16 protein-coding genes are annotated in these 21,281 nt (G+C 73.9%); 12 read left to right on the top strand and 4 right to left on the bottom strand.

The window, feature by feature from the left end:
* Window position 1: 1 nt before the first annotated feature.
* The gene (locus ACFXHB_RS11015) at window positions 2-484 is read left to right on the top strand and encodes a GNAT family N-acetyltransferase (RefSeq protein WP_380573646.1); all 483 of its coding nucleotides are present in this window, start codon (window positions 2-4) and stop codon (window positions 482-484) included.
* Here ACFXHB_RS11015 and ACFXHB_RS11010 read toward each other — a convergent pair.
* On the bottom strand, window positions 481-1,509 hold the full coding sequence (locus ACFXHB_RS11010) for a mechanosensitive ion channel family protein (RefSeq protein ID WP_380573645.1): 1,029 nt from the start codon (window positions 1,507-1,509) through the stop codon (window positions 481-483). The two genes, ACFXHB_RS11015 and ACFXHB_RS11010, sit on opposite strands and share 4 nt — an antisense overlap.
* 139 nt (window positions 1,510-1,648) lie before the next feature.
* Between ACFXHB_RS11010 and ACFXHB_RS11005 the strand changes: the two genes are divergently transcribed.
* A complete protein-coding gene (locus ACFXHB_RS11005) occupies window positions 1,649-4,507 on the top strand; it encodes an alpha/beta fold hydrolase (RefSeq protein ID WP_380573644.1) in 2,859 nt (952 codons plus the stop codon).
* On the top strand, window positions 4,504-5,361 hold the full coding sequence (locus tag ACFXHB_RS11000; RefSeq protein ID WP_380573643.1) for an ABC transporter permease: 858 nt from the start codon (window positions 4,504-4,506) through the stop codon (window positions 5,359-5,361). The genes ACFXHB_RS11005 and ACFXHB_RS11000 overlap by 4 nt, the downstream gene beginning before the upstream one ends.
* A gap of 34 nt (window positions 5,362-5,395) precedes the next feature.
* Here ACFXHB_RS11000 and ACFXHB_RS10995 read toward each other — a convergent pair whose 3' ends face one another.
* Window positions 5,396-7,030 carry an alkaline phosphatase D family protein gene (locus tag ACFXHB_RS10995; protein ID WP_380573725.1) on the bottom strand — a complete coding sequence of 545 codons (1,635 nt, stop codon included), beginning with the start codon at window positions 7,028-7,030 and terminating at the stop codon, window positions 5,396-5,398.
* Window positions 7,031-7,181: 151 nt separating this feature from the next.
* On the opposite strand from ACFXHB_RS10995, the gene ACFXHB_RS10990 reads away from it, so the two are divergent.
* Entirely contained in the window at window positions 7,182-7,811 is a 630-nt protein-coding gene (locus ACFXHB_RS10990) for a dienelactone hydrolase family protein (protein ID WP_380573642.1), read from the top strand.
* A 37-nt stretch (window positions 7,812-7,848) separates the two neighbouring features.
* Window positions 7,849-8,649, top strand: a complete 801-nt coding sequence (locus ACFXHB_RS10985) for a hypothetical protein (protein WP_380573641.1) — start codon at window positions 7,849-7,851, stop codon at window positions 8,647-8,649.
* Between the two features lie 4 nt (window positions 8,650-8,653).
* Here ACFXHB_RS10985 and ACFXHB_RS10980 read toward each other — a convergent pair whose 3' ends face one another.
* Entirely contained in the window at window positions 8,654-9,982 is a 1,329-nt protein-coding gene (locus ACFXHB_RS10980; RefSeq protein WP_380573640.1) for a DUF2252 domain-containing protein, read from the bottom strand.
* 188 nt (window positions 9,983-10,170) lie between these two features.
* Between ACFXHB_RS10980 and dnaE the strand changes: the two genes are divergently transcribed.
* A complete protein-coding gene (gene dnaE, locus ACFXHB_RS10975; RefSeq protein ID WP_380573639.1) occupies window positions 10,171-13,728 on the top strand; it encodes a DNA polymerase III subunit alpha in 3,558 nt (1,185 codons plus the stop codon).
* A gap of 66 nt (window positions 13,729-13,794) precedes the next feature.
* Here the strand turns inward: dnaE and ACFXHB_RS10970 are convergent, their stop codons facing one another.
* Window positions 13,795-14,685: a LysR substrate-binding domain-containing protein gene (locus tag ACFXHB_RS10970; RefSeq protein ID WP_380573638.1), complete on the bottom strand. Its 891-nt coding sequence runs from the start codon at window positions 14,683-14,685 to the stop codon at window positions 13,795-13,797.
* Window positions 14,686-14,756: 71 nt separating this feature from the next.
* On the opposite strand from ACFXHB_RS10970, the gene ACFXHB_RS10965 reads away from it, so the two are divergent.
* The 6 genes from ACFXHB_RS10965 (at window position 14,757) to ACFXHB_RS10940 (ending at window position 21,269) form a co-directional block, all read left to right on the top strand.
* The gene (locus ACFXHB_RS10965; protein WP_380573637.1) at window positions 14,757-15,653 is read left to right on the top strand and encodes a dihydrodipicolinate synthase family protein; all 897 of its coding nucleotides are present in this window, start codon (window positions 14,757-14,759) and stop codon (window positions 15,651-15,653) included.
* A gap of 97 nt (window positions 15,654-15,750) precedes the next feature.
* Complete coding sequence (locus tag ACFXHB_RS10960; RefSeq protein ID WP_380573636.1) at window positions 15,751-16,797, top strand: aspartate-semialdehyde dehydrogenase; 1,047 nt, start codon at window positions 15,751-15,753, stop codon at window positions 16,795-16,797.
* 296 nt (window positions 16,798-17,093) lie between these two features.
* Window positions 17,094-18,302, top strand: a complete 1,209-nt coding sequence (locus tag ACFXHB_RS10955) for an NYN domain-containing protein (RefSeq protein ID WP_380573635.1) — start codon at window positions 17,094-17,096, stop codon at window positions 18,300-18,302.
* A gap of 149 nt (window positions 18,303-18,451) precedes the next feature.
* Window positions 18,452-19,450 carry an ABC transporter ATP-binding protein gene (locus ACFXHB_RS10950; protein WP_380573634.1) on the top strand — a complete coding sequence of 333 codons (999 nt, stop codon included), beginning with the start codon at window positions 18,452-18,454 and terminating at the stop codon, window positions 19,448-19,450.
* Complete coding sequence (locus ACFXHB_RS10945) at window positions 19,447-20,259, top strand: ABC transporter permease (protein WP_380573633.1); 813 nt, start codon at window positions 19,447-19,449, stop codon at window positions 20,257-20,259. The genes ACFXHB_RS10950 and ACFXHB_RS10945 overlap by 4 nt, the downstream gene beginning before the upstream one ends.
* Before the next feature lie 194 nt (window positions 20,260-20,453).
* Window positions 20,454-21,269: a hypothetical protein gene (locus ACFXHB_RS10940; protein WP_380573632.1), complete on the top strand. Its 816-nt coding sequence runs from the start codon at window positions 20,454-20,456 to the stop codon at window positions 21,267-21,269.
* Window positions 21,270-21,281: the final 12 nt, after the last annotated feature.

The raw sequence follows: 21,281 nt of genomic DNA, 5'->3' as shown, positions 1-21,281 counted from the left end.
GATGAGCGCGTTCGCGGTGCGGATCCGGGTGGCCGAGGGCGAGGGCGACCTGGCGCTGGTGCGGGGTGTCCGGCACGAGGTGTTCATCGCCGAGCAGGGCGTGCCGGAGGAGCTGGAGTACGACGACCTCGACGCGACCTCCGAGCACCTGCTGGCGGTCGGCCCGGCCGGCGAGCCGCTCGGTACCGCCCGGCTGATCCACGGCCCGCAGGCGCTCGCCCTGACCGGCGGGACGGCGGGGCGGGTGCTGCTCGGCCGGCTCGCGGTGGTGAAGGCGGCGCGCGGCACCGGGCTGGGCGCCGAGCTGGTCCGCGCGGTGGAGGCGGCCGGCCGCGGGCGGGGCGCCCGCGAGGTCGAGCTGCACGCGCAGGTGCAGGCGCTGGGCTTCTACGAGCGGCTCGGCTACACGGCCGAGGGCCCGGTCTACGACGATGCCGGGATCCCGCACCGGACCATGACCCGGGTCCTCCGGGACGCGTCCTAGGCCGGTCCCGGGTGCTCCTCCGTCCGCAGGCGGGGGAGCGCGCCCGGGTGCTCGTCGCGCAGGTAGGCGACCAGCTGCTCGCGGATGTCGAAGCGCAGCAGCGCGGCGTCGTCGGGGGTGCGGGCGGTCATGGTGGCACGGACCACCAGGGTGCTCGGGGTGGTGTCGGTGGCGTGCAGGGCCCATTCGGTGCCGTCCCAGCGCGGGTTGCGCTCCAGCCGCTCGTACAGGGCGGCGCGCAGCCGGTCCACCGGGGTGGTGTGGTCGACGTGCAGGACCACCACCGCGAGCAGGCCGGGGTCGCGGCGGGTCCAGTTCTCGAAGGGCTTGTTGACGAAGTACGAGACCGGGACGACCAGGCGGCGGTAGTCCCAGAGCCGGATCACCAGGTAGGAGAGGGTGATCTCCTCGACGGTGCCCTGCTGGCCGTCGACCACCACGGTGTCCCCGATCCGGACGGTGTCGCCGAAGGCGATCTGCAGGCCCGCGAAGAAGTTGCTCAGGGTGCCCTGGAGCGCGATGCCGGCCACGATGCCGAGGATGCCGGCGGAGGCGAGCAGACCGGCCCCGATGCTGCGCATCGCGGAGAAGGTCAGCAGCATCACGGCGACGGTGACCACGACGATCAGGGCGTCGGCCACCCGGCGGAGCATGCTGATCTGGGTCTGCACCCGCTGCAGCCGGGCGGGGTCGTCGGCCACCGTCTCGTACCGGGCGAGCACCGCCTCCAGGACGGCGGCCACCACCCGGACGGCGAGCCAGCCGACGGAGGCGAGCAGGAACAGCAGCACCAGGTGGTGCAGGGTGTCGTCCTGCTGGTGGAAGATCCGCTCCAGCGGTGCGGCGGCGAGCAGCAGGGCCGACACGACGACGAGCTGCAGGGGGACGCGGCAGCGGCGCAGCAGCGGCCAGACCGCGGCGTCCGGGTGGCTCGCGGCGACGCGCTGGAGCACCTGGTCGACGATCCAGCCGATCACCAGGGTGGCGGCGATGGCGGCGAGCAGGGCGATCAGCGGCCGGAGCACAGGCACCTCGTCGTGGGGTGGTGAGGCGGGATGTGCGTACGATACCCGGGCGTAGTCAGGTGAATCGGACCATTCGGTCCAGCTCGGCCCGGGTGACCTTATCGGACGCCTACCGGTGCGGCGGATACGATCACCGACCATGAAGCTCGGTGGGGCGTGGCGCCGGTGGCGCGGCCGGAAGGCGACGGCCGGACGCAGGGTACTGGCCGGCGCGGTGGCCCTGCTGGCGGTGGTCGGGGTCGGTACGGCGGTGGCCGTGACGGGGGGCGGCGACGCGACGGTCCGGCAGGAGGATCGTTTTCTCGGCATGCCGGAGACCCCCGGTAGTACCGCACAGGTCCAGCTGGACACCTCGTTCTTCACCACCGGGGCCGGTCCGCGCCCGGCGGTCCTGCTCGCCCACGGCTTCGGCGGCTCCAAGGAGGGCGAGCTGGAGCGTGCCCGGCAGCTCGCCCGGCAGGGCTACGCGGTGCTGACCTGGTCGGCCCGCGGCTTCGGCCACTCCGGCGGCCGGATCGGCCTCAACGCGCCGGACCGCGAGGTCGAGGACGTCCGGCACCTGGTCGACTGGCTGGCCCAGCGGCCCGAGGTGCGACTGGACGGGCCGGGCGACCCGCGGGTCGGCATCACCGGCGCCTCCTACGGCGGGGCGGTCGCGCTGCTCGGCTCCGCGTACGACAGCCGGATCGACGCCGTGGCCAGCCAGATCACCTGGTGGAACCTGGCCGACGCGCTGTTCCCGCAGGGCGTGCGGGGCTCCGGCGCGGTGGACGGCGTGTTCAAGAAGCTCTGGGCCGGCATCTTCTTCACCACCGGGTCAGCGGGGGACCTCGGCCCCTCGGGCGAGGCACCGCGCGGCGGTACCGGGCCGGCACAGGCCCCGGGCGGGTCGGCGGACGCGGCGGTCGGCTGCGGCCGCTTCCTGGACGAGCTCTGCCGGATGTACGACCGGGTCGCGACCGCCGGTCACGCCGATCCGGAGGCCGTGGCCCTGCTGGAGCGCTCCAGTCCGTCCTCGGTGGCGGGGCGGCTCAAGGCACCGACTCTGGTCGTCCAGGGCCAGCAGGACTCGCTGTTCCCGCTCGACCAGGGGGACGCGATCGCCCGGGCGGTCGCGTCCAACGGCGCGCCGGTCGCGGTGGACTGGTTCGCCGGCGGCCACGACGGCGGCACCGACACCAGCGCCCGGGTGGACGACCGGGTCGGGGCCTGGTTCGACCGGTTCCTCAAGGCGCCCGGCACCGGGGCCCCGACCGGTGCGGCCGCGGCCGCGGCGGACGGTGGCACCGGTCCGGCGTTCCGGGTCACCCGCACCGGCGGGGTGGACACCACCGGGTTCCAGGCCGTGCTGCGCGGCGCCTCCGCCGACGCCTACCCGGGCCTGGCGGGCACCGGCGCACGGCAGCTGGAGCTGACCGGCGGCGCGGCGGGCGCCGAGCAGACCTTCGCCAACCCGCCCGGCGGCGCTCCGCCCAACATCTCCGCGCTGCCCGGCATCGGGGCGCTCAGTCAGGCGGCCGCGCTCGGGGCCGGACTCTCGCTCGACTTCCCCGGACAGTACGCCGGCTTCGACTCGGCCCCGCTGGACCGGGAACTGCACCTCACCGGGCAGTCGACCGTCCCGGTGACGGTCCGGGCCGACCGGCCGGACGCGGTGCTGTTCGCCAAGCTGTACGACGTCGCGCCGGACGGCAAGCAGAGCCTGCCGCAGCAGTTGTCCGCCCCGCTCAGGGTGACCGGCGCGGACACCCCCGACGGGAGGACCGTCACGGTGGCGCTGCCCGCGGTGGACCACACCTTCGCCGCCGGGCACCGGCTGCGGCTGGTGCTCGCCGCCACCGACCTGGCGTACGCCTCACCGGCCGAGCCGGCCACCTACCGGGCGGCCCTGGCCGGTCCGCTCACCGTGCCGACCGTCGAGGAGCTGGTCACCGAGGCCGCGCCGCTGCCCGCCCGGACCTGGGCGCTGCCGCTGGTCGCCGTCGCGGTGGCGGCCGCGCTGCTGCTGCTGCCGCGACTGCGCCGCCGAGGGCGGGCCGGCCGCGGACCGCTCTACGACCCGGCGCTGGCCGGGGTACCGCTGCAGATCACCGGGCTCGGCAAGCGCTACCAGGGCGCAGCCGACCGGTACGCCGTCCGGGACGTGGGCTTCCGGGTGGAACAGGGCCAGGTGCTCGGGCTGCTCGGTCCCAACGGCGCGGGCAAGACCACCACCCTGCGGATGCTGATGGGCCTGATCCGGCCCGACGCCGGGGAGATCAGGATCTTCGGCCACCTGGTGCGCCCCGGTGCGCCGGTGCTCTCCCGGGTCGGCGCCTTCGTCGAGGGCGCCGGGTTCCTGCCGCACCTCAGCGGCCGGGCCAACCTGCGGTCGTACTGGCAGGCCACCGGCCGCCCGGAGGAGGACGCGCACCTGGCGGAGGCGCTCGCCATCGCCGGCCTCGGCGAGGCGCTGGACCGCGCGGTGCGCACCTACTCGCAGGGCATGCGGCAGCGGCTGGCCATCGCCCAGGCCATGCTCGGACTGCCGGACCTGCTGATCCTGGACGAGCCGACCAACGGGCTCGACCCGCCGCAGATCCGCGAGATGCGCGAGGTGATGGTGCGCTACGCCGCCGCCGGGCGGACCGTCATCGTCTCCAGCCACCTGCTGGCGGAGGTCGAGCAGAGCTGTACCCACCTGGTGGTGATGGACCGCGGCCGGCTGGTCACCGCCGGCGCCGTGGCCGAGATCGTCGGCGCGGGCGAGCAGTTGCTGATCGGCACGCCCGCCTCGTTCGGGCCGGACGAACTGGCGGCGGCCGCCGACAAGACGGCCGCGCTGGCCGGAGTCGGCTCGGTGGAGGCGGTCGAGGGCGGGCTGCTGGTGCGGCTGGACGGCATGACGGCCAGCCGGCTGCTGGCCGAACTGGTGCGGCTGGGGGTGCCGGTGGAGCGGGCCGGGCCGCACCGCAGGCTGGAGGACGCGTTCCTGTCGCTGATCGGAGGTACGGCGTGAGCGCCGTTGTGTCACCGGACCACGCGTCCGGCTACCGGGCCGGGCGGACGCTGCCGCTGCGGGTCGAGGCCATGCGCCAGCTGCGGCGCCGGCGGACCCTGGTGATCGGCGGGGTGCTGGCCGCGATGCCGTTCGTCATCCTGGCGGCGTTCCAGATCGGCGGCACTCCGGGCCGGGCCGACCGGACCAGCTTCATCGAGCTGGCCACCGCCTCCGGCCCGAACTTCGCGACCACCCTGCTCTTCATGGGCACCGGCTTCCTGCTGGTGATCCCGGTCGCGCTGTTCTGCGGGGACACCGTGGCCTCGGAGGCGAGTTGGTCCTCGCTGCGCTACCTGCTGGCCGCGCCGGTGCCCCGGGCCCGGCTGCTGGCCCGCAAGTTCGCGGTGGGGCTGGCCTTCTCGGCGGCCGCCGTGGTGCTGCTGCCGGCGATCGGGCTGCTGGTCGGCACCGCCGCGTACGGCTGGGGGGACCTCAAGCTGCCGGCCGGGGCGAGCCTGTCGGCGGGGGAGGCGCTGCCGCGGCTGGCGCTCGCGGTGGCGTTCGTGTTCCTGAGCGAGGTCGTGATCGCGGCGTTGGCGTTCTGGCTCTCCACCGCCACCGACGCGCCGCTGGGCGCGGTCGGCGGGGCGGTGTTCGCCTCGATCGTCACCGGGGTGCTGGACGCCGTCACCGCCCTCGGCGACCTGCGCGAATGGCTGCCCGCGCACTGGCAGTACGCCTGGGCGGACGCGCTGCAGCCGCAGTTGGAGTGGGGCGGCATGGTGCAGGGGGTCTCGCTGTCGCTGTCCTACGCGGTGGTGCTGCTGGCGCTGGCCTTCCGCGGGTTCGCCCGCAAGGACGTGGTGTCCTGAGGGGCGCGCCGGGGGCGCGCCCCTCAGGGGGCGGTCACTTGACGGGGGAGTAGACCCGCTCGACCTGCTGGGTGCCGGAGCGGGTGCGGTAGGACCGCGTCCACTTGGCGGTGGCGTCCTTGCGGGTGCGGTCGGACAGGACGTAGTAGTCCATCTGCGTCTGGCTCGGGGTGATGTCCAGGACGCCGTAGCCGTGCGAGTCCAGGTCGACCCACTTGACGTGCGGGTTGGCCGACTTGATCGCGGCGGCCGCCACCAGCGAGAGGGTCTGCGGGGCGACCTTGAGGACGTCGTCGATGTTGTCCGAGGTCACCGAGGTGACCACGAACTCGGTGGCCGCGCTGCCCGAGAGCGGGTAGGTGGCGGCCTCGTTCGGGACGTCCGACGCCCAGGCGGAGTGGATGTCCCCGGTCAGGAAGACGGTGTTGGTGATGCCGTTGCCCTTGAGGTGGCCGAGCAGCTCACGGCGGTCGTGGGTGTAGCCGTCCCACTGGTCGGTGTTGACCGCGAGGCCCTCGCCGGGCAGGCCGAGCAGCTTGGCCAGCGGGCGCAGCAGGTAGTCCGGCAGCGAGAAGAAGGCGACGGGGGAGATCATCACCTCGTTGCCGATCAGCCGCCAGGTGGTGTCGGAGGCGGAGAGCCCGGCCTTCAGCCAGTCCATCTGGGCCCGACCGGTGATGCTGCGGTCGGCCGAGTCGACCTCGCCGTTGCCGACCTTGACCTGCTCCGAGCGGAACGAGCGCTGGTCCATCAGGTGGAGGTCGGCGAGCTTGCCGTAGCGCAGCCGGCGGTAGGTGGTGCCGGCGATCGACGGACGGACCGGCATCCACTCGAAGTAGGCCTGCTTGGCGGCGGCCATCCGGTCGGCCCAGTCGCCCTCGGTGCCGGGGGTGTGGTTCTCGGCGCCGCCGGACCAGGCGTCGTTGGCGAACTCGTGGTCGTCCCAGATCGCGATGGTCGGGACCTGCGCGTGCAGCCCCTGGAGGTCCTCGTCGGTCTTGTAGCGGCCGTGCCGGGTGCGGTAGTCGGCCAGGGTGAGGATCTCGTGGGTGGGGGCGTGCGGACGCACGACCGTGCCGCGGGCGCAGAACTCGCCGGTCTTGTACTCGTAGATGTAGTCGCCGAGGAAGAGGAAGGCGTCCAGGTCGCCGCGGGCGGCGAGGTGGCGGTAGGCGGAGAAGTAGCCGGCCTCCCAGTTGGCGCAGGACGCGACGCCGAGCCGCAGACGGGCGAGGGCGGCGTCGGCGGCCGGGGTGGTGTGGGTGCGGCCGACCGGGGAGACGGCGGTGCCGGCGGTGAACCGGTACCAGTAGAGGGTGTCCGGGGTCAGGCCGCGGACGTCGGCCTTGACGGTGTGGTCGGAGGCGGCGGTGGCGGTCACCGTGCCGCTCGCCGCGATCCGGGTGAAGCCCTTGTCGGTGGCGAGCTCCCAGCGGACCTCGGTGTCGGGGCCGGTGGCGGAGCCGGGGACGGCGTCGGGGGTCGGGGTGACCCTGGTCCAGAGCAGGATGCCGTCGGGGAGCGGGTCGCCGGAGGCGACGCCGTGGAGGAACCGGGGGGCGGTCGCGGCCGAGGCCGCGGTACCGAGTGCGAGCGGCAGGGCGGCGGCGCCGGCCGCTATCGCGGTGGCCTTCAGCACCTGGCGACGGCGCGGGCGGGCGGCGGTCATGTCATCGACAAGGTCAGTCACGGCGGACAGGCTACCGGGCGGTAATGATGCGTTCCATATGTCGAACTGACTGTTTGTCGCCGATTCACCGGCGCGTGACGTCCCGCCACCGGTGCGGGTGCGCGCGGCCACCCCGCGGCCATGAGCGATGATGGGGACACCCCGACCACCGCTGCAAGGAAGTCCCACCGTGGCCCAGATCCTGCTCCTCCACTCCGTCTACGGACCGCGGCCGGCCGTCCACGCCGCGGCCGACCGGCTGCGGGCCGCCGGGCACACCGTGCACACCCCCGACCTGTTCGACGGGAAGACCTTCGACGACGTCGAGGAGGGCATGGCGTACAAGGAGGAGCTCGGCAGCGACGAACTGCTGCGCCGGGCCGTCGGCGCCGCCGCCCCGCTGCTGGGCTCCGGAGCCGCGCTCGTCTACGCCGGCTTCTCGCTCGGCGGCTCGCTCGCCCAGAACCTCGCCCTGGCCGACGAGAAGGCCCTCGGCCTGCTCCTGCTGCACGGCACCTCCGACATCCGCGAGGACGCGGCCACCTCGATCCCGGTGCAGCTGCACATCGCCGAACCGGACCCGTTCGAGCCGGAGGACTGGTTGAACGCCTGGTACCTGGGCCTGCGCAAGGCCGGCGCGGACGTGGAGGTGCACCGCTACCGGGGTGCGGGCCACGTGTTCACCGACCCGGAGCTGCCGGACTACGACGCCGAGGCGGCCGAGCGGACCTGGGCGGTGGCCCTGGACTTCCTGGCCGAGCTGGACGAGTCGGCGGCCTGAGGCGGCCCGTGCGGGGCGGTTCCGGAGGAGGACGGGCATGACGACCGTGCGCGCGGACGCGTACGCGCCGGCGGCGACGCTGCCGGGACTGCTGCAGCGCGGCCGCGGCCTGGGCGCCCGGATGGCGGCGGAGGACCCGTCGGCCGCCGCCGCGCTGGTCTACGGGTGCGTCCGGTGGGACTGGCGGTGGGACCGCCGGGCCGACGGCCGGGCCCGTTACCTGGCCCGGCTCGTCCGGGACCTGGAGCTGTCGCCGGAGCCGCTGACGGACCTGCTCGACGGGGGCGGGGAGGCCTCCGGGCGGGCCGCCCGCGTCCTGGGTCTGCTGGCCCTCGGCGGGTCGGCGCCGGCCGGGCACACCCCGGCGGTCGGGGCCGGGTCGGCGCCTGCCGGTGCGGGCTGTCCGGCCCGGGCGGGCGGGCGCCCGGACGATCCGGAGGAGCGGGCGGAGGTGGCGGAGCTGGTCGCCTCGCTGGAGCGGGACTGGGTGGCGCGGACCTGGTGCGGGCCCGCGCGGACGGCGCGCGGGCTGGCGCGGTTCGGGCCGGAGGCCCGTGAGGCCGCCTCGCTGCTGCGGCGGTTCTGGCTGTGGACGCCGCACTCGTCCGAGCGGGCCGGCTATCTGGAGGCGCTGGCCTCCGTCGACCCGACGGGCCTGGACGCGGTGTACGGGGAGTGCCTCTGGGACTGCGAGGAGGACGCCCGGCTGCTGGGGATCGCGCACGCGCCGGACGGGCCGGACCTCCGGGAGCGGCTGGCGTACCTGCGGGACGACGCGATGGAGGAGCCGGCGGTCGGGGCCGCCGCCGGGGCGCGGCTGGCGGCCCTGACCGGGTAGGGCCCTACAGGCCGGGGATGCGGCCGTTGCGGTAGAGGTCGACGAAGAGCTGGTGGTCCTGGCGGGCCCGGGCGCCGTAGGCGTGGGCGAAGTCGACCAGCGTCGCGGTGAAGCCGGCCTCGTCGCGGGAGATCGCCTCGTCGATGGCGTGCTCGGTGGAGAAGGGCACCAGGGTGTGGCCGCTGGAGGACTCGTCGGCGGCGGCGTGCATGGTGGCGGTGGCCCGGCCGAGGTACTCGGTGACGGCGAGCAGGTCGGCCGGCTCGTTGAGGTCGGTCCAGTCGAGGTCGGTGGCGTACGGCGACACCTCGGCGACCAGCTGGCCGCGCCCGCGCAGCGTCGTGTAGCCGAGCCACGGGTCGCTGTGGGCCTGGAGGGCGCGCTGCGAGATGACGGTGCGGTGGCCCTCGTGCTCGAAGTACCCGGCGATCGCCGGGTCGGTGACGTGCCGGGCGACGGCGGGTGACTGGCCCTGCTTCAGGTAGATGATCACGTCGTTCTCCAGCGCGTCGGTGTGCCCCTCCAGCAGCACGTTGTAGGAGGGCAGGCCGGCACTGCCGATCCCGATGCCTCGGCGGCCGACGACGTCCTTGACCCGCAGCGACTCCGGGCGGGTGCGGGAGGCCGGCGGCAGCGTGGTGAGGTAGGCCGCGAAGGCCTCCAGCACCTCGGCCCGGGTCGGCTCGTCCAGCTGGATCGCGCCGCCGCCGGTGCGGAAGCGGCGTTCGTACCCCTCGACGACGGTCTCCGCGTCCAGCAGCGCGACCCGGGTCCGCAGCCGGGCCCGGCGCAGGGTGTCCAGGACCGGGCCGGTGGCGGTGTCCAGGGTGACGGGGTCGGCGTCGCCGGAGGAGACGTGGGCGGAGATCTGGGCCCGGTAGGCCTCGGCGAAGGCGGTGACCAGCCGGGTGATCGTCCCGTCGGACAGCGCCTTGGCGTAGCCGATCAGGGCCAGCGAGGCGGCGAGGCGCTGGACGTCCCAGGTGAAGGCGCCGACGTAGGCCTCGTCGAAGTCGTTGACGTTGAAGACCAGGCGGCCCTCGGCGTTCAGGTAGGTGCCGAAGTTCTCGGCGTGCAGGTCGCCGTGTATCCAGACCCGGCTGGTGCGCTCGTCCAGGAAGGCGGCGCCGTAGCCGGCGAACGGGCCCTCGGCGAGGTCCGCGTAGTAGAGCCCGGCGGTGCCCCGGTAGAAGGCGAAGGCGGAGGCGGCCATCTTGCGGAACTTCACCCGGAACGCCGCCGGGTCCTTGGCGAGCAGGTCGCCGAAGGCCGTGTCGAAGACGCTCAGGACGGTCTCGGCGCGGTGGTCGGCGGTGGCTTGCGGGTGGGACATGGGGAGTCCTTTGCGGCGTGGTCGGCGACTTGGGGCGGCTGGGGCCAGAGCTAGAGTAGGGGCGTGAACGCGTGAGAGCCGGTCCGGGCCCCTGATGAAGCGGCTCGGGCCTCCTATGTTTCCAGGCACCGCTGTGACCTGCGCGTTCGCCGGCCAGCCAGCCAGCACCAGCCTCCGGAGGCCCCGCCTTGAGCGACCAGCCGTACGCGCATCTGCACGTCCACACCGAGTACTCGATGCTGGACGGGGCCGCCCGGCTGAAGCAGCTCTTCAAGGAGGTCGAGCGGCTGGGCCAGACCCATGTCGCGATGACCGACCACGGCAACATGTACGGCGCGGCCGAGTTCCACAAGCAGGCCGTCGCGGCCGGGATCACCCCGGTGATCGGCATCGAGGCGTACGTCGCGCCGGAGGCGCGCACCAACACCAAGCGCGTCCTCTGGGGCCAGCCGCACCAGAAGCGGGACGACGTCTCGGCGTCCGGCGCCTACACCCACAAGACCATCTGGGCCCGGAACAAGCAGGGCCTGCACAACCTCTTCAAGCTGACCTCGCGCTCCTACGCCGAGGGCTGGCTGGTGAAGTGGCCCCGGATGGACAAGGAGATCATCGCCGAGCACGCGGCCGGCCTGATGGCCACCACCGGCTGCCCCTCCGGCGAGGTGCAGACCCGGCTGCGGCTCGGCCAGTTCGACGAGGCGCTGAGGTCCGCCGCCGACTACCAGGAGATCCTCGGCCGGGAGAACTACTTCCTGGAGCTGATGGACCACGGCCTGGACATCGAGAAGCGGGTCCGCGACGGGTTGCTGGAGATCGGCCGGAAGCTGAACATCCCGCCGGTGGTCACCAACGACTCGCACTACACCACCGAGGCGGACGCCGGCGCCCACGACCTGCTGCTCTGCGTCCAGACCGGCAAGAACCTCTCGGACCCGGACCGCTTCCGCTTCGACGGCACCGGCTACTACATCAAGTCGGCCGCCGAGATGTACGCGCTGGACTCCTCGGACGCCTGGCAGGAGGGCTGCCGCAACAGTCAGCTGCTGGTCGCCTCCCGGGTCGACACCGAGGGCATGTTCGAGTTCAAGAACCTGATGCCGCGCTTCCCCATCCCGGCGGGCTTCGAGTCCGAGGCGGAGTTCTTCCGGGCCGAGGTGTGGAAGGGCATGGACCGGCGGTTCCCGGGCGGCTACGACGACGAGCACCGCCGGCTCGCCGAGTACGAGATGGACACCATCGTCCAGATGGGGTTCCCGGCGTACTTCCTGGTGGTCGCCGACTTCATCATGTGGGCGAAGAGCCAGGGCATCGCGGTGGGCCCCGGCCGCGGCTCGGCGGCCGGCTCGCTGGTCGCCTACGCGATGGGCATCACCGACCTCGACCCGATCCCGCACGGCCTGATCTTCGAGCGCTTCCTCAACCCCGAGCGCGTCTCGATGCCCGACGTCGACATCGACTTCGACGAGCGCCGGCGCGGCGACGTGATCCGGTACGTGACGGAGAAGTGGGGCTCCGACAAGGTCGCCATGATCGTCACCTACGGCACGATCAAGGCGAAGGCCGCCATCAAGGACTCCTCGCGCGTCCTCGGCTACCCCTACGCGATGGGCGACCGGATCACCAAGGCGATGCCGCCGGACGTCATGGGCAAGGGCATCCCGCTCTCCGGCATCACGGACTCCGCGCACCCGCGCTACGGCGAGGCCGGCGAGATCCGCGGGCTGTACGAGAACGACCCGGACGTCCGCAAGGTGATCGACACCGCGCGCGGCATCGAGGGCCTGATCCGCCAGCCCGGTGTGCACGCGGCCGGCGTCATCATGTCCTCCGAGCCGCTCACCGACCACGTCCCGGTCTGGACCCGGCACACCGACGGCGTCACCATCACCCAGTTCGACTACCCCACCTGCGAGGGCCTCGGCCTTCTCAAGATGGACTTCCTCGGCCTGCGCAACCTGACGATCATGGACGACGCCGTCAAGGCGATCGAGCGGAACAAGGGCGTCACGATCAACCTGCTCGATCTGCCCCTGGACGACAAGCCCACCTACGAACTGCTGGCCCGCGGCGACACGCTCGGCGTCTTCCAGCTCGACGGCGGGCCGATGCGGTCACTGCTGCGCCTGATGAAGCCCGACAACTTCGAGGACATCTCCGCCGTCCTCGCGCTGTACCGGCCGGGTCCGATGGGCGTCAACTCGCACACCAACTACGCGCTGCGCAAGAACGGCCAGCAGGAGATCACCCCGATCCACCCGGAGCTGGCCGAGCCCCTGGCGGAGATCCTCAAGCCGACGTACGGCCTGATCGTCTACCAGGAGCAGGTGCAGAAGGCCGCGCAGATCCTGGCCGGCTACTCGCTCGGCCAGGCCGACCTGCTGCGCCGGGCCATGGGCAAGAAGAAGAAGGAGATCCTGGAGGCCGAGTTCGTCCCGTTCCGGCGGGGCTGCCGCGAGCACGGCTACTCGGACGCGGCGATCCAGGCGGTGTGGGACGTCCTCGTCCCCTTCTCCGGCTACGCGTTCAACAAGGCGCACACCGCCGGGTACGGGCTGGTCTCGTACTGGACGGCGTACCTCAAGGCCAACTACCCGGCCGAGTACATGTCCGGGCTGCTGACGTCGGTCAAGGACGACAAGGACAAGTCGGCGGTCTACCTCAACGAGTGCCGCAAGATGGGCATCCAGGTGCTCCCGCCGGACGTCAACGAGTCGGACTCCGACTTCACCCCGCACGGGGACACCCTCGTCCGGTTCGGCCTCACCGCGATCCGCAACGTCGGCGGGCCGGTGGTGGAGTCGATGATCCGCACCCGGAAGGCGAAGGGGAAGTTCACCGCCTTCCCCGACTTCCTGGAGAAGGTGGAGTCGGTGGTCTGCAACAAGCGGACCGTCGAATCCCTCATCAAGGCGGGCGCGTTCGACTCGCTCGGGCACACCCGCAAGGGGCTGACCGCGCAGTTCGAGCCGATGATCGACAACGTCGTCGGGGTCAAGCGCAAGCAGGCCGAGGGCCAGTTCGACCTCTTCAGCTCCGCTGAGATCGGGCAGAGCGGTGGCGACACGGGCAGCGAGGAGCCGAGCTTCGGCCTGGACGTGGTCTTCTCCGAGGAGGAGTGGGACAAGGCCTTCCTGCTCACCCAGGAGCGGGAGATGCTCGGCCTCTACGTCTCCTCGCACCCGCTGCACGGCATCGAGCACCTGCTCGCCGACAAGGCGGACTGCGCGGTGGCCGACCTCGCGGAGCGGCCGGACGGTGCCATCGTCACCGTCGGCGGCATCATCTCGGGGCTCCAGCGGAAGATGACCAAGCAGGGCAACGCCTGGGCGATCGCCACCGTCGAGGACCTGGCCGGCTCGATCGACTGCATGTTCTTCCCCGCCAGCTACCAGCTGGTCGCCTCCCAACTCGTCGAGGACTCCGTGGTGTTCGTCCGCGGCAAGCTCGACAGGCGGGAGGACGTGCCGCGGCTGATGGGCATGGAGCTGGCCGTGCCGGACCTGACGAACGTCGCGGCCCAGCTGCCGATCACCCTCACCATCGCGGAGAGCCGGCTCAACCCGGCGGTGGTGACCCGGCTCGGCGAGGTGCTGGCCCACCACAAGGGCAGTACCGAGGTGCACGTCCACCTCCGGCGCGATCACAGCACCACGGTGCTGCGGCTGGACCGGCACCGGGTGAAGTCCGACCCGGCGCTGTTCGGGGACCTCAAGCAGCTGCTCGGTCCGAGCTGCCTGGCGAACTGAGACCGGCCCCGGCTCCCGGGCGTGGGGCGCACGGCCCGGGCCGTGCGCCCCGGGTGGTCGCACGGCTCAGGCCGCCGTGCCGCCGAGGCCGGGCGGCACGGCGGTGTGCAGGGCCGAGACGAAGGCCGAGATCGCGGGGTGCGAGCCCGCGCCCGCGCGGAAGGCGGCGCGGGTGCGCCGGTACATCGGCAGCCGGGTGAGGACGACACCGGGCGGGGTCCGCACGGTGCCCAGCTGCGGGACCAGCGCCACCCCCTGGCCGGCCGCCACCAGGGCCAGCACGGTGGCGAAGTCGTCGATCTGGTGCCGGACGCGGGGGGCGAAACCGGCGCTCTCGCAGGCCCGGACGGCCATGCTGTGGCAGAGCGTGCCCCGCGGGGACATGATCCACGGCGCGTCGCGCTGCCCGGCGACGGTGCCGGCGGCCCGGGCCGCCAGGTACATCGGCTCGGTGAACACCGGGCGGGTCACCGCCAGGCCCGGCTCCGGATCGGCCGGCACGAGGTCGTACTCGTGCACCAGCGCCACGTCCAGCTCGCCCGCGCGCAGCGCCGCCGCCACGGCCGCCGGGTCCACCTCGGTGACCATCGGCTCCAGGTCCGGGTGCCAGCCGGACAGTTCGGCGAGCACCGCCGGGATCACCGCCCGGGCCGCCGAGGGGTAGCTGCCGATCCGCAGCGGCCCGGCCAACCCCTGTCTGGCGTGGGCGAGTTCGGCGTCGGCCTGTTCCAGCCGGGCCAGCACCGCCTCGGCGTGCCGGACCAGCCCCAGCGCGGCCGGCGTCAGCGCGACCCGGCGCCCGGTGCGTTCCAGCAGCGGGACACCGGCCTCCTTCTCCAGGACGGACAGCTGTTGGGACACCGCCGAAGGGCTGAACGAGAGCGCCTCGGCGACGGCGGCGATGGTGCCGAGGTGGGCGAGTTCGCGCAACAGGCGCAGGCGTCGGACATCGAGCATCGGCTCAGCTTACGAGAAGCGTCACATCTGTGAACTGGACCTGCGGGATCGCGGGGCACAGGATCGTGGGCATGGAACACACGGTCCTCAAGGGCATCTACGTCCCGCTGGTCACCCCGTTCGCCGCCGACGGCTCGGTGGCGCTGGACGCGCTGGAGAAGCTGGCCGGTTCGGTGCTGGACGGCGGCGCGGCCGGGCTGGTCGCCCTCGGCACCACCGGCGAGCCGGCCACCCTGGGCGCGGACGAGCGGCGCGCGGTGACCGAGGTCTGCGCGGCCGTCTGCGCCGACCGCGGCGCCCAGCTGGTGGTCGGCGTGGGCGGGGCCGGCACCGGGGCGGCCGCCGAGGAGCTGGCCGGGGTCGGGCGGGTGCCGGGGGTGGCGGCCGCGCTGGTCACCGTGCCGTCCTTCGTGCGCCCGGGCGAGGCCGGTACGGTCGCGCACTTCCGGGCGCTGGCGGCGGCGAGCCCGGTGCCGCTGGTCGTGTACCACATCCCGTACCGGACCGGGCAGTCGCTGACGGCCGGGGTGCTGCGTGAACTGGCCGCCCTGCCGGGCGTGGTGGGCGTCAAGTACGCGACCGGCGGACTGGACCAGGACGCCGTGGAGCTGCTGGCCGACCCGCCCGCCGGGTTCGCCGTCCTGACCGGCGAGGACGCCTTCCTCGCGCCGATGCTGGCGCTCGGCGCCGCCGGCGGCATCCTGGCCTCGGCCCACCTGGCCACCGCCCGGTTCGTCGAGCTGGCCGCCGCCTGGGAGTGTGGGGACGTGCCGCGGGCCCGCGCCCTGGGCCACCGGCTCACCGCGCTGACGCTGGCCGCCTTCGCCGCGCCCAACCCCGCCGTGGTCAAGGGCGTGCTGCACGCGCAGGGCCGGATTCCCACCCCGGACGTCCGGCTGCCGCTGCTGCCGGCGGGCCCGGCGGAGGTGGCGCGGGCGCTCGAACTGGCCAGTGGTCTGGATCACTGACTCTCACACCGTGGAATACCCGGTCGCCCCGCTCCGGTGACAAGGCATGATGGGCGGAGTGCGGCTGTGACCAGCGACATCAAGAGGAGTAGTCGGAATGAAGATCGGCATTGTCGGGGCCACCGGCCAGGTCGGCGGCGTGGTCCGCGAGATCCTGGCGGAGCGCGCAGGACTCCCCGGAGGAGTGGGCCCGGTGGAGCAGCTGCGGCTGTTCGCCTCGGCCCGTTCGGCCGGGCGCACGCTGCCCTGGCAGGGCACCGAGATCACCGTCGAGGACGCGGTCACGGCCGACTACACCGGCCTGGACATCGTGATCTTCTCGGCGGGCGGCTCCACCTCCAAGGCCCTCGCCCCCAAGGCGGCCGCGGCCGGCGCCGTCGTGATCGACAACTCCTCGGCCTGGCGCCGTGACCCCGACGTCCCGCTGGTCGTCTCCGAGGTCAACCCCGACGCCATCGCGAACCGCCCCAAGGGCATCATCGCCAACCCGAACTGCACCACCATGGCCGCCATGCCGGTGCTGCGCCCGCTGCACGACGAGGCCGGCCTCGCCGCGCTGGTCGTCTCCACCTACCAGGCCGTCTCGGGCAGCGGCGTGGCCGGTGTGGCCGAGCTCCAGGACCAGGCCGCCAAGGTCGTCGACGGCGCCTCGGCGCTCGCCCACGACGGCGCCGCGGTCGAGTTCCCCGAGCCCAAGGTCTACAAGCGCCCGATCGCCTTCAACGTGCTGCCGCTGGCCGGCTCCATCGTCGACGACGGCTCCAACGAGACCGACGAGGAGCAGAAGCTCCGCCACGAGAGCCGCAAGATCCTCGGCATCCCCGAGCTGAAGGTGGCCGGCACCTGCGTGCGCGTCCCGGTCTTCTCCGGCCACTCGCTGCAGATCAACGCCCGCTTCGAGCGCCCGATCAGCCCGGAGCGCGCGGTCGAGCTGCTCGCCGGCGCCCCCGGCGTCGAGCTGAGCGAGATCCCCACCCCGCTCCAGGCCGCCGGCCGGGACCCGAGCTTCGTCGGCCGGATCCGCGTCGACGAGACGGTGGAGAACGGTCTGTCGCTGTTCGTCTCCAACGACAACCTGCGCAAGGGCGCCGCGCTCAACGCCGTCCAGCTGGCCGAACTGGTCGCCGCCGAGCTCAAGGGCTGAGCGCGCGGTCGCACCCGGCGGGCCCCGTCTTCGGACGGGGCCCGCTTCGCGTTCCCCGGTGCGAGCCGGGGCGCGCCCACCGCCGCCCGGGCCCCGGTACACCGCCGCCGGCTGTTGCCGGACCGCGACATCCGCCGAGATTCGGTCGGCGAACCAGGGGTAAAGGTGACCCAACGATCGGGCGGCCGCGGGCCCCCCTCACCCCACCGGGCCCGAGCGCCGGGCGGACCGCGCCCACCCGGCAGCGCCGCGACCGGCGACGCCGGATCCCGAGGGCGAGCGAGAAGAGGTGCGCGATGGACCGCTGTGTCGTCCTGGTGGACGCCGGTTACCTGCTGGGTGCCGCCGCCAGCCTGCTCGCCGGTGACCCGTCCCGCTCCCGGGTCAGTGTCGACCACACCGCGCTCATCACCGCCCTGCGCGAGCGCGCCGAGGCCGAGACCGGGCTGCCGCTGCTGCGGATCTACTGGTTCGACGCCGCCCCGGACCGCCGCCCGATGCCCGAGCACCGCCGGCTCAGGGTCCTGCCGCGGGTCACCGTCCGGCTCGGCGCCCTCACCCGGGCCGAGGGCCGCTGGGTGCAGAAGGGCGTGGACGCCGCGATGCACGCCGAGCTCTCCGAACTCGCCCGCAACCGGGCCTGTGCCGACGTCGTGCTGATCACCGGCGACGGGGACCTGTTGCCCGGCATGATGTCCGCCAAGGAGCACGGCGTGGTCGTCCACCTGTGGGCGCTGCAGGCCGCCGACGGCGACTTCAACCAGTCCGAGGACCTGGTCGGCGAGGCCGACGAGCGGCGGGTGCTCGACCGGGAGTGGATCGAGGGCTCGTTCAGCCTGCGCGACACCTCCACCGGCTTCCCCGCCCCCGGGTCGCGGCACGAGATCGCCAAGATCCTGGCCGCCCCGCCCGCGGCGGTGGCGTCCGCGGTCCGGCCCGCCGCCGTGCCCGGGCCCGTCGAGGTACCGGTCGCGAACGGGCGCTCCAACGGGACGGCCACCGCGCTGAAGGTCGTCCCGACGCCCAAGGACCTCGCCGGGCGCACCACCGCCCCCCAGCCCGCGACGGCGGCCCACCCCACCGGCCCGGTGCTGCGCTGGTCCTCCGACCGGGGCTGGGTCGAGCGGCCCGCCGTCGAGCCGGCCGTCACCGCCGGGGACGGCCTGCCCACCCTCGCCCAGCTGACCACCGCCGAGCAGCGCTGGGCCGACCGCGAGGAGGACATCACCACCATCGGCGGCGACGCGCACGAGGTCGGTCAGGTGTTCGCCCGCCGCTGGACGGAGCGGCTCGGCGACGTCGAACGGCTCACCGTGCTCTGGCCCGACTACCCGCGCATCCCGCACCGGGTCGACGGCGAGCTGCTCCGCTACGCCGCCCGGTTCGGGCTGCTCGCGCACAAGGACGACCAGATCGACGAGCACGACCGGTACGCCATCCGGGCGGGATTCTGGAAGGAGCTGGCGGGCCGGGTCCCCGGTGGGGACCTCGTCGTCGACGACTGAGCGGCGTTCCCGTTTCGGGGGATCAGGCCCCCTTGTCCGGTTGGTGGTGTCCACCGCGTAGAGTCTTCGCTCGTGAGCGAGGGCAAGGAGCGGAGCGCCGACCGGGGCGCGGTCCGCGAAGCGACCGCTCGGTGGAGCGAGGCGGGCGGATGAGCGAGACGGCCGGGCGGGCACCCCTGGAGGCCTCGCCGTGCTGTGCCGTACGCGACCTGGTGAAGACGTACCGCTCCGGGCGCGGCGCCGGTGCCGGCGCGATCCGGGCCAACGACGGCATCAGCCTGACCGTCCGGCAGGGCGAGATCTTCGGGTTGCTGGGGCCCAACGGGGCCGGCAAGTCCACCCTGGTCCGCCAGCTCACCGGCCTGCTGCGGCCCGACTCCGGCTCCATCGAACTGCTCGGCCACGACGTGGTCCGCCACCCCGAGCGGGCCGCCCGGCTGCTGGGCTACCTCGGCCAGGAGTCCACCGCGCTGGACGAGCTGACCGTCGCGCTGGCCGCCGAGACCACCGGTCGGCTGCGTGGCCTCAGCCGGGCCCGGGCCCGGGCCGAGGCCGCCGACGTGCTCACCGAACTCGCCCTGGAACCGCTCGCCCACCGGCCGCTCGCCAAACTCTCCGGCGGCCAGCGCCGGCTCGCCTGCTTCGCCGCCGCGCTGGTGGGGGAGCGGCCGCTGCTGGTGCTGGACGAGCCGACCACCGGCATGGACCCGGTCGCCCGCCGGGCGGTCTGGAGCGCCGTCGACCGCCGCCGGGCCGAGCGGCGGACCACGGTGCTGCTGGTCACCCACAACGTGATCGAAGCGGAGACCGTGCTGGACCGGGTCGCGGTGGTGGACGAGGGCCGGGTGATCGCCTGCGACACCCCCGGCGGGCTCAAGGCGCTGGTGGACGGCGACGTCCGGCTGGACCTGGTCTGGCGGGACGAGGCGCCGATGGCGGTCGCCGCCGTCGCCGCGCTCGCCGAGCGGGCCGAGCGCACCGGCCGCCGCTGGACCGTGCGCACCACCCCCGAGCGGGCCCGTGAGCTGGTCGCCGCCGTCACCACCGGCCCGGCGTTCGCCGCGCTGGACGACTTCACCCTGGCCACCCCGAGTCTTGAGGACGCCTACCTCAAGCTGGGCGGCCGCCATGGAGGACTGGCCAAGTGACCCTGCTCTCGGTGCCGCCGCAGACCGCCGGGGTCGCCGACGTCGGTCCCGCCCCGCTGGCCCCCGCCGCCCGGCTGCTGCCCGCGCTGGCGGCCGTCTACCGGGCGCAGCTGGCCCGGGCCAAGGTGGCCCGCATCCCGCTGCTGTTCGTGGCGACCTTCCAGTCGCTCGGCATCCTGGTGATGATGCGCGGTGTCGTCGACCCGGGGCAGACCTCGGCCGCGCGGTCGGTGGTGGCCGGCTCCAGCGTCCTGGTGGTGGCCTTCGTGGCGCTCAACCTGCTGGCCCAGTACTTCGGCCGGCTGCGGGCCAGCGGCGGTCTCGACCACTACGCGACGCTGCCCGTTCCGGCGGCCTCGGTGGTCCTCGGCGCGGCCGCCGCGTACGCCTCGTTCACGCTCCCGGGCACCCTGGTGACGGCCGTCGCCGGGGCGTGGATGTTCGGGCTCCCGATGGGACAGCTCTGGGTGCTGCTCGCGGTGGTGCCGCTGGCCGGGGCGGCGCTGTCCGGGCTCGGCGCGGCCTGCGGGCTGCTGGCGCCCAAGCAGGAGATCGCCACCATGCTGGGGCAGCTCGGCATGTCGGCGGCGCTGCTGCTGGGGGTGCTCCCGGTGGATCACCTGCCGCAGCCGGTGCTCTGGCTGCGTGACCTGCTGCCCTCCACGTACGGCGTGGAGGCCTTCGCCCGGACCTTCGCGGCCGACCCGGACTGGGTGGCGGTGGCCGGGAACCTGGCGGTCTGCGCGGGAGTGGGCGTGGTGTCGCTGGCGGTGGCCACCTGGGCCTACCGGCGGGCCACCACGCGCTAGGTGTGTTTGCAAAGTCGCGTCGGAGCGGGCCACCACGCGCTAGGTGTGTTTGCAAAGTCGCGTCGGACCAGGCCGCGGTGTTGGGCGGGATGCCCGGCGTCGCGTACCCGGCGGGACTTTGCAAACACGCCCTGGGAGCCCCGCCCGTCCGGGTGGCGGGTCCGTTCGGGCGGCGATCGTGAAACGATGGGCCGGTGACCGTACCGAACACACCTCCGGATCCCCCGCGTGCCGCCGCGGGCACCGACGCGGACGCCGCCGCCCCCGGTCCGGCCGCCGACCCGAACCCGTACGCGCCGCCGTCCGCGGACCAGGCCGTGCTGCGGGCCGCGGACCGGCCGGCGCCGCTGGAGCGGCTGCTGCCCGAGCTGAAGGTCGGCGCGGTCACGGTGCTGGCCTGTCTGGCGCTGGGCCTGGTGATGGCGGTGCTCTGGGCCTGGCTGGCGCCGAAGGTGCCGCTGGTGGTCGACGGCAACAAGATCCTCTACGGCGACCCGGAGGGCGAGCAGCGGGCCGGGGCCGACAGCGTCTTCGTGCTGATCGGGCTGGGCATGGGCCTGCTGACCGCGCTCGGCGCCTTCCTGTTCACCCGGCGGCGCGGCGGCGGGATCGCGGTGGCGATCGGTCTCGCGATCGGTGGTCTGCTGGCCTCGGTGGGCGCCTGGGGGCTGGGCCGGCGGCTCGGCCCGGCGAGCGACCTCGTCGCCGAGGCCCGGCGGGTCGGCAACGGCGGCCACTTCGACGCCGACATCGACCTCGGGGCCTACGGCGCGTTGCTGGCCTGGCCGATGGCCGCGATGGTGCTCCTGCTGGCGCTCTCGGCCGCGTTCGGCAAGCGCGAGGAGGACCCGCCGCCGTACTGGGCGGGTCCGTACGGCGTGCAGCGGCCCGTGGACGGGCTGCCGGGCGGGTCGTTCCACCCGGCTCCGGCGGGGGAGCGGCCGGTGGGGGAGCGGCCGGCCGACCGGCCGCACCCGGGGGACCGGCCCCCGGCCGACCCCGCGCCCTGACGGCGGGCCGCC

This window comes from Kitasatospora sp. NPDC059327 (assembly GCF_042752535.1).
Lineage (GTDB): Bacteria > Actinomycetota > Actinomycetes > Streptomycetales > Streptomycetaceae > Kitasatospora.
This window is presented reverse-complemented; position numbering and strand designations above follow the sequence as displayed.

Excerpts from the sequence above, each read along its gene's own strand:
- ACFXHB_RS11015 (WP_380573646.1), top strand. The coding sequence starts at position 2 with ATGAGCGCGTTCGCGGTGCGGATCCGGGTGGCCGAGGGCGAGGGCGAC.
- ACFXHB_RS11005 (WP_380573644.1), top strand. The coding sequence starts at position 1,649 with ATGAAGCTCGGTGGGGCGTGGCGCCGGTGGCGCGGCCGGAAGGCGACG.
- ACFXHB_RS10995 (WP_380573725.1), bottom strand. The coding sequence starts at position 7,030 with ATGACCGCCGCCCGCCCGCGCCGTCGCCAGGTGCTGAAGGCCACCGCG.
- ACFXHB_RS10990 (WP_380573642.1), top strand. The coding sequence starts at position 7,182 with ATGGGGACACCCCGACCACCGCTGCAAGGAAGTCCCACCGTGGCCCAG.
- ACFXHB_RS10985 (WP_380573641.1), top strand. The coding sequence starts at position 7,849 with ATGACGACCGTGCGCGCGGACGCGTACGCGCCGGCGGCGACGCTGCCG.
- ACFXHB_RS10980 (WP_380573640.1), bottom strand. The coding sequence starts at position 9,982 with ATGTCCCACCCGCAAGCCACCGCCGACCACCGCGCCGAGACCGTCCTG.
- ACFXHB_RS10970 (WP_380573638.1), bottom strand. The coding sequence starts at position 14,685 with ATGCTCGATGTCCGACGCCTGCGCCTGTTGCGCGAACTCGCCCACCTC.
- ACFXHB_RS10965 (WP_380573637.1), top strand. The coding sequence starts at position 14,757 with ATGGAACACACGGTCCTCAAGGGCATCTACGTCCCGCTGGTCACCCCG.
- ACFXHB_RS10960 (WP_380573636.1), top strand. The coding sequence starts at position 15,751 with ATGAAGATCGGCATTGTCGGGGCCACCGGCCAGGTCGGCGGCGTGGTC.
- ACFXHB_RS10955 (WP_380573635.1), top strand. The coding sequence starts at position 17,094 with ATGGACCGCTGTGTCGTCCTGGTGGACGCCGGTTACCTGCTGGGTGCC.
- ACFXHB_RS10950 (WP_380573634.1), top strand. The coding sequence starts at position 18,452 with ATGAGCGAGACGGCCGGGCGGGCACCCCTGGAGGCCTCGCCGTGCTGT.